Raw genomic sequence first — 10,167 nt, forward strand, 5'->3', positions numbered from 1 at the left:
AAGGAGCTCGGCTTCCAGACGCCGCTGCCACGGGCGCTGGCGAACGTGAGGCGCTCGGATATCGACGCCATCGTCGGGCGCAAGGACTTCTGGCGCCTGCGCGCAATGATTGTCGCCAACCTGCTGGCGGCCCGGGATGACTCCCGGCATCCGCTGCGCAACGTGGCTCGCCTCGAGCAACGGCTGTTCGCCGAGCTGGACGACATCGCCACTGTTCTGGGCAGCCAGATGCACCATGGCTCCAAGCGGCTTGGTGGGAAGGCCGTTCAGGACACGGTGCACCGGATCTATCGCGTCGTGGGGCTCATCTCGGGGCTCGACGACGGTTCACGCAATCCACCGCTTCGGTAAGGGACATGGGAAAGAACAAGAACAAGAACAAGTATCAGCCCTCGCCTCCGCAGCAGCCCGCCCCGTCAGCCGCCATGGCCCAGAAGCCGGAGCAGCCGGGTGTACAGCCTCCAGGGCCGGAGGTCCCCGAGGCGAAGTCCGAGTCCCTGCTCGCCAAGGCCAAAGGGCTCGTCCAGTCCGTAATGGGGACAAGCACCCCTGCGCCTGAAGCGGCCTCTGCGTTCACTGCCGTCGCCTCCTTGGAGGCCCGGCTCGAGGAGGCGCTGGAGAAGACTCGCTTGGCCTTCGAGGCGTGTCTGCAGCGAGAGCAGCAGGCGAGCACCGCTAGGCAGGACGCTCAGGTGGAGCAGGCGCGCCTGGCGGAGTGGGAGCAGAAGCTGAAGGCCGACAACACCAGTGCTCAGCAGCAGCGCCAGGCGCTGGAGCAGCGGGACAAGGCTGCGTCTGAGCGGGAGCAGTTGCTCCAGGTGCAGGAGGCGGAGCTCACGCACTCAGAAAGCCAGCTGCTGCGTGAGAAAGAGGCGCTGAAGGCCCGGGAGCTGAACGCGGAGGCGGGCTTTGTGGAGCAGCGGCGGCACTCGCTCGAGCAGCTGGAGCGGGAGGCGAAGGCGCTGCACCAGCAACTCTCCGAGCAGCGAGAGCGGATCTCCAACGAGCGGGCGGCGTGGGAGAAGGAGCGCGCCGAAGCCCGGGAGAAGTTCGACACGGAGCAGCGCCAGAAGCGCGCCAGGCACGAGGACGAGCTCCAGAAGGAGGCCACCGCGCACGGCAACCACCTTCGCAAGGAGCGCGACGAGCACGAGGAGGAGCTGCGTGGGGAGCGCGCCGCGCACGCGGCGAAGCTGCGAGGAGCGTGGAACGAGCAGGAGTCCGCGCTGCGGGAAGAGCGCCGGAAGCTCGAAGCCGACCGTGCCCAGCTCGAGGAAGACAAGGGCAAGCTGGTCAAGGAGCAGCGGCAACTCCAGTGGGATCGCCAGGACCTGAAGGACGACCGGGAGCACCTGAAGGAGCGGGCGCAGCAGCTGGCGGCCCGGCTAGTGGAAGAACTGCAGCACGGACGCAACGCGGCCGAGGAGCGCTTGAAAGAAGCGCAAGCAGAGCGCGATCGGCTGACGACGGTCCTCGCGCAGCGTGAGGAGGTGGACCGGCGCTTTGGGCATATGGCCCCCGAGGATGTGCTGAAGGAGCTGAAGGAGCTGCGCGGCAAGCGGACCGAGTTGGAGCAGGCGCTCGCGGCCAGGCCCAGCACTCACGCGGCGGAGCGGCTGCTGGCGCTGGAGACCGAGAAGGACCAGTGGGAGCAGGCGCGCACCCAGCTTTACCAGGAGAACCAGTCGCTCAAGCACGAGTTGTCACGCTACCGCATGGGGGTGGTGGAGCTGGAGACCATCCGCGACCAGAAGGCCATGCTGGAGAGCAGCCGGAACCTGCTCCAGGCCAACATCAACGAGCTGCGCAAGGACGTCGATGACCGCATCCGCCGCTCGGACGGCCGCAGTCCGTTCCCCTCGCTCAGCGAGATGGACGCCACGGTAGAGCTGCAGAGCCCCCAGCTGGTACGCGAGGAGCTGCCGAAGCTCGATGAGTTCGTGCATGAGCTCCAGCACCGCATCGCCCGGGACCCCGAGGCGCTCAAGGCGGGCAAGAAGCTGATCTACCCCGTGGACATCATCCGCAGCTTCCTTGGCGGGGTGGCCATGAGCCCGCTGCTGTTGCTGCAGGGCATCAGCGGTACGGGCAAGACGACCCTGCCGCTCGCCTTCGCCCGTGCTATTGGTGCCGGCAACGAGGTCATCGAGGTTCAGGCGGGCTGGCGTGACAAGCATGATCTGATTGGCCACTTCAACGCCTTCGAGCGGCGCTTCTACGAGGAGCCCTTCCTCCGGGCGCTCTACAGGGCCCGGTGCCCGAGGTTCAGGGACGTGCCCTTTCTCATCGTGCTGGATGAGATGAACCTGTCTCACCCGGAGCAGTACTTCGCGGACCTGCTCTCGGCGATGGAGCGCGAGGCGGGTAGCCAGAAGCTCCACCTGATGACCACATCCGTGGATCCGGCGCCAAAGGGGCTGGAGGAGAAGGGCATGCTCCTGCCCCTGCCGCCCAATGTCTGGTTCGTGGGCACGGCCAACCATGATGAGACAACGAAGGAGTTCGCCCCCAAGACGTATGACCGCGCGCATGTGATGGAGTTCGACAGCGCGCAGCATCAACAGCAGTTCGAGGCAAAGCCCTACGAGGCGGTCCCGCCGCTGAGCCTCCAGGCCCTGAGGAAGGTTTTCGCGCAGGCGAAGGAGAAGCACGCGGATCAGGCGAAGAAGGCGCATGCCTTCCTGCGCAACGAACTCTCGCCACTGCTCAAGGAGCGCTTCCGCATCGGCATGAGCAACCGGCTGGAGCGCCAGCTGATGGATTACGTGCCCGTGATCATCGCCGCGGGAGGCTCGCTGGGAGAGGCGGTGGACCACATCCTCGCGACGAAGCTGCTGCGAGGCCTGCGCAACCAGCACGACACGCGCCCAGAGGATCTGCTCGAGCTTAAGCAGCGGCTGCAGACGGCCTGGGCCAAGCTGGCGAGCAATCAGGGCAATCAGGCTCAGCCCAAGGCCTCGCTGAAATTCATCACGGATCAGCTGAGGCGGCTGGGCGCGCGTGAGGAGGAAGAGGCCGCATGAGCCCCCGGTACCGTAACCGCCTCACGGAGGAGGTTGCCCTGGAGCCGGAGGTGCCGCTCCTGATGGGGCTCTGGCAGGTGGTGAGCGAGGGCGCGGAGAGCTTCCTGAACACGGTGCCGCTGGCGAGCGGGGACTTCCTGGTCCCTGACCTCCAGGGGAACTGGAGCCTGCTGGACAGCGGCAGCGGGCGGCGGCAGGCAGGAAGCTTCGGCCGGTATCAGCTGCCCGAGGAGCTCGAGGCCCAGAGCCTGCGCGAGATGGGAAGGGGGCTCCAGGCGCTCATCGCGGGAGCAAAGGGCTGGCTGGACTGGTCGGACATGACGCCAGTCGTCCCGGGGATGTCGGAGGAGGTAGAACTCCAGAAGCTCGATCGGGCCATCGCCGAGCACCTGGGACACCTGAAGCAGGTGTGCTGCGCGCCTCGCGCGCACCTGCGCGTGGAAATCGAGCGGGTGCCTGTCTCCCGCGCCCGGCGTATTCCCAGGTCGGCGGCTCAATACCTGGCCTCGCACATGGAGGACTGGGAGCGGCCCACCCTACGCGCCGTCCATCCCAAGCGCATCCAGTCGCTGGTGCGCGACGACCTGCTGGACATCTACGAGAACCGGGTGGCGGCGCGGCTGGTGGACAACCTGCTGCGCTATGTCAGTGAGCGCATCCGCCGCGTCCGGAAGATGCGCCACGTCTTCGCAAGGACGAAGGCCTACGAGGCGCAGGCCGCCCTCTCGGGCTCGCACTGGCGGCGCAAGCGCGTCTGTGGGCTGTGGGGTGAGGCCATTGATCTGGACGAGCGCCACCGCAAGGCGGAGCACACTCTCGAGCAACTGGAGCGGCTCCGGCTCAAGCTGTTGGCGCTGATGGACACGCCGCTCTACCGGGGAGTCCCCCGCCGGGCCCAGGTGAGCGACGCGCTGATCCTGACCAACATTCTCTCCAACGACCCCCACTACCGCCATGTCGCGCAGCTGTGGCGTGAGTGGCTCGAGTTCAACCGCAAGCGGACGCTCACCCCCCAGGAGGTGTATCGCAGCCAGCAGGAGTTCTGCCGCGGCTTCGACGTCTTCTGCCTGCTGCTGGTGATCCGGGCGCTTGAGCAGCTGGGGTACGAGCCGCGAGAACTCGAGGCCCCCATCCGCCCCGGGGTGGAGATAGCGCTCGATGGCCCTGGCGGCCCCGCCCAGTTGCGGTGGGAGCAGGCGGGGGTGCTGATGTTCTCCACGGAGGTGGGGCGCCGCCTGCGCGTGGTGCCCATGCCGGCGCTCATCTCGGCGAGCCCGGACGAGGGGGTGGCGCGGCAGCACCTCGAGAGCTTAGCTCGCTGGAGCCCGGGAGAGATGGCGTCCACCCTGGTGCTTCACCCGGGGGACACGCAGGAAGAGGAAGAGCGGCTGAACCCCGAGCTGCTCCAGCGCCTGCACACGCTGGGCAACGACCTGAAGAAGGAAGAGCGCAAGGGCCCCAGCATGCTGCCGGTGGCGCCGTGGGACATTGGCAGCGTCGAGCGGGTGGTCCGCGCGTTGCGCTGGACGCTAAGCGCCCCGCTCTTCCTGAGCTATCCGCCCGAGGTGGAGTGTCTACCGCCCGAGGGGCTGCCGCTCGCCCAGGCTTCAGGTTGGCTCCAGCAGAACGGGAAGAAGTGGGTGGTGTTCCGGCCTCCCGCGGAGCATGAGTGGTCGGCGCTCAATACAGGCGAGGCGGTGCTCCGGGCACAGCGCGAGCTTGAGCGCGCCCAGGTGTGGCATCAACAGGCCTCGGAGAAGGCCCGTGAAGCGGCACTCAAAGGCAGGGGCACGGGCACGGCTAATGCGCAGAAGAGCGAGTCCAATGCCGAGGTCGCCCGAGCGGAGAAGGCGCTCGGGCAGGCGGAGTCCTTTCACAATGCCCTGGAGCGGGCGGTGCGAAGGGTGAAGCTTCAGCTGAAGTGCCCCACCTGCGCGAAATCGGTGGATCCCCAGCGCAACTTCCACCCAAGCCCAGGGGGACACTTCCAGTGTGAATGTCCCGACTGCGAGGCGCGCTGGGGCACGCGGGCCTGTGGCGCCTGTGGGGAGCGCTTCCCCATGCTCCTGCCCACCCTGAAGGATTGGAGCCCCGGCAAGCCCACACCCGGCTGGGTGGACCAGGTGCTGGGAGGAGACGTGCTGGCCGTGCCCTGCGTGCGCTCCCTGGAGCCCGGCACCTTCATCTGCTCAGCTTGTGGCGTGTGCTCCTGTGCCCAGTGCCAGCAGCACTCAAGAGGCGCGCAGGTCCAGGATGTGCCCTTCTCGAAGCCGGCCTCCTGACAACCGGGCATCTACCGTCCGCGCTTGCCGGGGGGGCACTAGAACGTCAATCAGGTTAGGGCGAGGGAGCAGGCAAGGGCCAGAGGATCGATGTTAGAGCCAGGAGTGTGCAGGTAGGTCCATGGACACGGCAGGAGGGAGCCTGGACCGGTGGACGCCCGAGGCCGCGTGCAGCGAGAGGGAAGCTGCGCCCAGGATCCACACAAACTGCGGGAGAGCCATGAGATTGGGGTAACTCCAACCCCTACGGTGATGAGGTAGTTGAGGGCGGCTTGTGTTGGGTAATTTGTTGGGTAATTCGGGCCGCCATTGACGGCCAAGCAGGGCCAGAAGAGGCCATCTTATGCAGTGGTTCCGGCTGGTTACGATGATGGGTCGAGGGAACTCCACTCATTCGTAATCAGTAGGTCTCCGGTTCAAATCCGGATGTCGGCTCCAGAAAAAACAGGTACTTAGAGGGCCGGTTGCGAGAGCAGCCGGCCTTTTTTCTTGGTGCGCCCAGCATGGGCGTGGATAGGAGGTGAAAGTCCTCTGGGAAGCTGGTCGTAGCGACCCACACGAACCGCAAGGCGCCAAGCCGGGGCACCGGTCCGACCGCGAGGTCGGCGCTGAAGGAAGCGGGTAGTGAGCTTGCGAGTCGACGAACAGGAACCGGATACGAGGCGCTGCGAGTCAGGGTGAGCGGGCCAATGACCGTGAAACTCTCACGACCAAGGACGGACGGCGTAGATCCGGCGATTGCGCGAGGAAGTCCACCCACCCTTACCTGGGGAGATCTCGCCTCATACTCGAAAGGGTGACGGGCCGAACATGCCTGGAGCGAGAAGTCAGCAGAGGCCGAAGTAGCCACGAGCAGAAGACGGCAGGGAGGGCAACCCGCCTACCGGAAGCCGCAGGCTCGGCGAGAGGCGAAGGGCTGAACGGAAGGGAGAGCGAAACGAACGTGAGTCTCGGGAGGGAAAGGCGCCAGAAGACCGCGCAAACGGAGCTCCCGCTGGAGAGCAGGGGTGAAGCCCCGAGGGTACAGCGAAGCGGCGAAGCCCGAACGGCGGCGAGCGAGAACGAGCGCTCAGGAACAGCCACCCTGATGGAGCGGGTGGTCGAGCGCGGCAACGCTCAGGCGGCGTTGAAGCGAGTCAGGCAGAACCAGGGCAGCCCCGGCGTGGACGGGATGACCGTCGACGAGCTGCCGGAGTATCTGGTGGAGAACTGGGAGGGCATTCGGGCGCAGCTGCTCGAAGGCACCTACCAGCCGAAGCCGGTACGGGAAGTGGAGATACCGAAGAGCGGCGGTGGAATCCGAAAGCTTGGGATTCCCACGGCGCTCGACCGGTTCATCCAGCAGAGCATCCTGCAGGTGCTGCAGCCGATGTTCGACTTCACCTTCTCGCAGCACAGCTATGGCTTCCGGCCTGGGCGCTCCGCACACCAAGCGGTGTGCGAGGCGCAGCGCTACATTCAGGAAGGCAAGCGGGTGGTGGTGGACGTGGACTTGGAGAAGTTCTTCGACCGGGTCAACCACGACGTGCTGATGGGCAGGCTGGAGAAGCGCATCGGTGACAAGAGGATGCTGGGGCTCATTCGTCGCTACCTGGAGGCCGGCATCATGGCCAACGGAGTGGTGATGGAGCGGTACGAGGGCACGCCGCAAGGGGGCCCATTGTCACCGCTGCTGGCCAACGTGCTGTTGGACGAAGTGGACAAGGAGCTGGAGCAGCGCGGGCTGTCTTTCGTCCGCTACGCCGACGACCTGAACGTCTACGTCGGGTCCTGGAAAGCGGGCGAGGATGCCATGGAGACGCTCAGGCGTCTCTACGAGCGGCTGCGGCTGCGAATCAACGAAGCCAAGAGTGCGGTTGCACGTCCGTGGGATCGGAAGTTCCTGGGCTACAGCTTCTGGGTAGCCCCGGGACGGAAGGTGAAACGGCGCGTGGCGCCAAAGGCTCTGGAAGCAATGAAGCAGCGAATCCGGGAGTTGACAGCCCGGAGCGGTGGAAAGTCCATGAAGACGGTGTTCGCTGAGGTGCGCGGCTATCTCTCAGGCTGGAAGCAATACTTCCGCCTGGCTGACACGCCGGGCGTCTTCAGCAGACTGGACGAGTGGCTCCGCCATCGCCTGCGCATGGTGCAACTCCGACAGTGGAAGCGGGGCAGAACCACCTACCGGGAGATGAAGCGCCTCGGAGCCAACGAGGATGCAGCCCAGCGGGTGGCCTCCAACTCGCGCCGCTGGTGGAGGAACTCCAGCATGCTGCTGAACACCGCACTGCCAACGAGCTACTACGACCGAATGGGAGTCCCGAGACTTGCCAGCTAACCTCAACCGTCCGAACCGCCGGATACGGACCCGTATGTCCGGTGGTGTGGGAGGGGACTGACGGGACGAGCCCGTCAGCCCCTATCCCGATGCCCTGTCTGGCGACCCATGAGGGCTCGCTAGGATGGCGCTGCTGGGGCCCTGCTCTTGGCCGGAAAGGATGCCATGCCACCATCCGTGGGAGAGCTGACAGAGGAACAGGTCACCGAGCTCCGAGAGGCGTTCTCCGCGCACGACAGGGACGGCGACGGTCGCATTACCCTCCAGGAGCTCAGACAGACGCTGGAGCGCCTGGACGAGGAACCAATCGATGCGGAGCTGAGGGGCCTCATCGTCAAAGCCGATGCTGACGGCAACGAGACGATCGACTTTTCGGAGTTCCTCGCCTTCATGAGCCGGAGGATGAGGGGGACCGGTGCGGAAGATGAAATCCGCGAAGCCTTCGACGCCTTCGACAGGAACCGCGACGGCCTCGTCTCGATCGACGAGCTTCTCCAGGTCATGGGGATGCTCCGGGAGAAGATGACCCGCGAGGAGGCTGAGGCCAGCCTCCAGCGGGGTGACAGCGATGGCGATGGCCAGCTCACCTACGAGGAGTTCGTCGCGTTCATGATGAGCCCGCGATGATCTCCCCACCCGTGCTCACTGCCTGGCGCTGGGGGTGATCGTGCAGCCATGAGTGTATTACCCGTTGATGTACGTGTCCTACATGCAGGCCGCCCTCAACGGGGGGCTTCTCTCAGCTCTCATTGGCGCGATTGATCGCCCGCTCCAGCCAATCCTTGTGGGAGTACACACTCGTGAAGTACGACATATAGCTGCCGGTCTCCTTCTGCGCGCCCGCGGTCACGAAGCCTACAAGGACATGCGGGTTCGTCTTGGCGACACAGGCACCACCGCTATCGCCCTGTTCGGCATACGAGGCGGGTCCACCCGCGGGGAGCACTTGGAGTTCCGTGCGGAACAAGACGCTGCCCGTCTCCAATGGGATGATCCGTGTCACGGCGTTCTCCCCGTACTGACGATCCCCAAACAAGTGCGGGGAACTTCCAGGCCCGTAGCCGATGATGATGACGCGGCTACCCAGCTTGATCTCCTCGGTCATCGCAAGTTGCGCAGGCTCAAAAGCGGAGCTCACGGCGTCCTTGAGGAAGATCGCAGCGAGATCCGCATTGTTCCACACGAGGGTGGGCCCGGCCCGCCTTCCCGGCGAGGCCGCTTGGCCGCTCAGTGGGTTTTCCCTCCTGACGCCCATCACCATGCGCAGCTGTTCATGGACCATGACTGTCCCGGAGTACTCCTCGGTCCGGGTCCCCCGGCGGCCATTCTGTGGGCTGTACACAGTGGTTGTCACAGTCGTGGTGGTGGCGCACGGTGACTTGTTATCGATGATGCCTGTGATTCTCTCGACGCCTTTGAGCGCCGCGGCTTGAGTCAATGCGGCTGGGCTCTTCGCCGCCTTCTTGGGAACTGGAGCCTTGGGTTGCACCTGTTCCTGCTCCGTCGGGCTTCGCTCGAGGCACACGCAGTGTCCCGCTGTGATCACGAGCCGAGGGTGGACGAGGACACCGCTGCACGGCTTGTAATGCTTCACGCGCGCAGAGTCGATGATGACAGAGGAAACTCTGACGGCTGGCAGGTATTTGTTCTCCTCGTCGGCCCTGCCTGGCACTGTCAGCAGCATGCCCTGGGGAAACAGATCCTCGGGCTCAAAGGCGTCCTGTGACGCCACGATGGCGGGTGTGGCCGTGGAACACCCGGTGTGGAGGATGATCAGCAACGTGAAGATGAGACCCGTCATTCGTGCTGTCATGGGGAGCCCAGTCCTTCCGCGTGCTTGAGTTCCTCACGCAACCAATCCAGATAGACATTCATACTCGTGAGTGTGGCTTCCGCGCCAAACCCTCGATGCGAGATGCCGGCGAGCACAGGGCCCTGAGCGGTCTCTCGCAAGCAGGGGCCTCCTGTATCGCCTTTGTAGCCATGCTGCTCAGGCTGACCGAAGCGGGCCAGGCCCGTGCTGGCATCCGCGATCTTCGACACCCGCTCCAGGCTGAACCGGCGGACTCCATCCAATGCGGAGATGCCCTCGATGTATCCATAGCCCACCACTGTCAGGAGATCGTCAGCCCTGACGCCCTCCCCCGTGAGCGGTACGGGAGGAGTGTTGGGCTTCACGGGGCTGTCTAGGAGAATGAGCGCGAGGTTTGCTTGGGCCGAGACGGCGTTCCCGTGACTGTCCAACATCAACTCGAGCCGTGGGTGGGGGTGGATGGTTCCCGAGTAGCTCTCCGACCACGACTCCTTCCTGTCTACAGCGTCCGCCGGCTCATAGGTGTATGTCTTGACAGTTGCGGCAGTCTCGCAGGTGGAGGCGTCAACGCGGGTGAGGCCCTGTCCTTCAAGTGCTCTCGGGTGGGGGCGGACGCAGACGCAGTTTCCAGCAGTGAGCACGAGCCGGGGGCCAATGAGCACGCCGCTACAGGCCCTGTTTCCTTTGCCGTCGTCTTCGGCGAAGTGAGCGATGACGATGACTGTGAACGGG

General features: G+C 65.2%; 6 protein-coding genes and 1 pseudogene. 5 read left to right on the forward strand and 2 right to left on the reverse strand.

Annotated features, from left to right (window positions below):
- From VD972_RS39485 to VD972_RS39505, 5 genes and pseudogenes are all read left to right on the forward strand, one after another.
- A pseudogene (locus VD972_RS39485) lies at positions 1-351 on the forward strand (hypothetical protein); the annotation flags it as partial.
- Positions 352-356: 5 nt separating this feature from the next.
- The gene (locus VD972_RS39490) at positions 357-3,023 is read left to right on the forward strand and encodes an AAA family ATPase (RefSeq protein ID WP_324994147.1); all 2,667 of its coding nucleotides are present in this window, start codon (positions 357-359) and stop codon (positions 3,021-3,023) included.
- Positions 3,020-5,305, forward strand: coding sequence for a hypothetical protein (locus VD972_RS39495; RefSeq protein WP_324994148.1), 2,286 nt, complete (start codon positions 3,020-3,022; stop codon positions 5,303-5,305). The genes VD972_RS39490 and VD972_RS39495 overlap by 4 nt, the downstream gene beginning before the upstream one ends.
- 1,087 nt (positions 5,306-6,392) lie before the next feature.
- On the forward strand, positions 6,393-7,622 hold the full coding sequence (gene ltrA / locus VD972_RS39500) for a group II intron reverse transcriptase/maturase (protein ID WP_324994150.1): 1,230 nt from the start codon (positions 6,393-6,395) through the stop codon (positions 7,620-7,622).
- Between the two features lie 177 nt (positions 7,623-7,799).
- Positions 7,800-8,249: an EF-hand domain-containing protein gene (locus tag VD972_RS39505; RefSeq protein WP_324994152.1), complete on the forward strand. Its 450-nt coding sequence runs from the start codon at positions 7,800-7,802 to the stop codon at positions 8,247-8,249.
- 112 nt (positions 8,250-8,361) lie between these two features.
- On the opposite strand, the gene VD972_RS39510 is transcribed toward VD972_RS39505, so the two are convergent.
- Both VD972_RS39510 and VD972_RS39515 read right to left on the reverse strand, forming a co-directional pair.
- Positions 8,362-9,423, reverse strand: a complete 1,062-nt coding sequence (locus VD972_RS39510; protein WP_324994154.1) for a trypsin-like serine protease — start codon at positions 9,421-9,423, stop codon at positions 8,362-8,364.
- Positions 9,424-9,431: 8 nt separating this feature from the next.
- The coding region (locus VD972_RS39515) for a trypsin-like serine protease (protein WP_324994156.1) at positions 9,432-10,167 on the reverse strand (736 nt) is incomplete at its 5' end.

The sequence above is a fragment of the Hyalangium sp. genome, assembly GCF_035629615.1.
GTDB lineage: Bacteria > Myxococcota > Myxococcia > Myxococcales > Myxococcaceae > Hyalangium.

Excerpts from the sequence above, each read along its gene's own strand:
- ltrA (WP_324994150.1), top strand. The coding sequence starts at position 6,393 with ATGGAGCGGGTGGTCGAGCGCGGCAACGCTCAGGCGGCGTTGAAGCGA.
- VD972_RS39510 (WP_324994154.1), bottom strand. The coding sequence starts at position 9,423 with ATGACGGGTCTCATCTTCACGTTGCTGATCATCCTCCACACCGGGTGT.
- VD972_RS39495 (WP_324994148.1), top strand. The coding sequence starts at position 3,020 with ATGAGCCCCCGGTACCGTAACCGCCTCACGGAGGAGGTTGCCCTGGAG.
- VD972_RS39490 (WP_324994147.1), top strand. The coding sequence starts at position 357 with ATGGGAAAGAACAAGAACAAGAACAAGTATCAGCCCTCGCCTCCGCAG.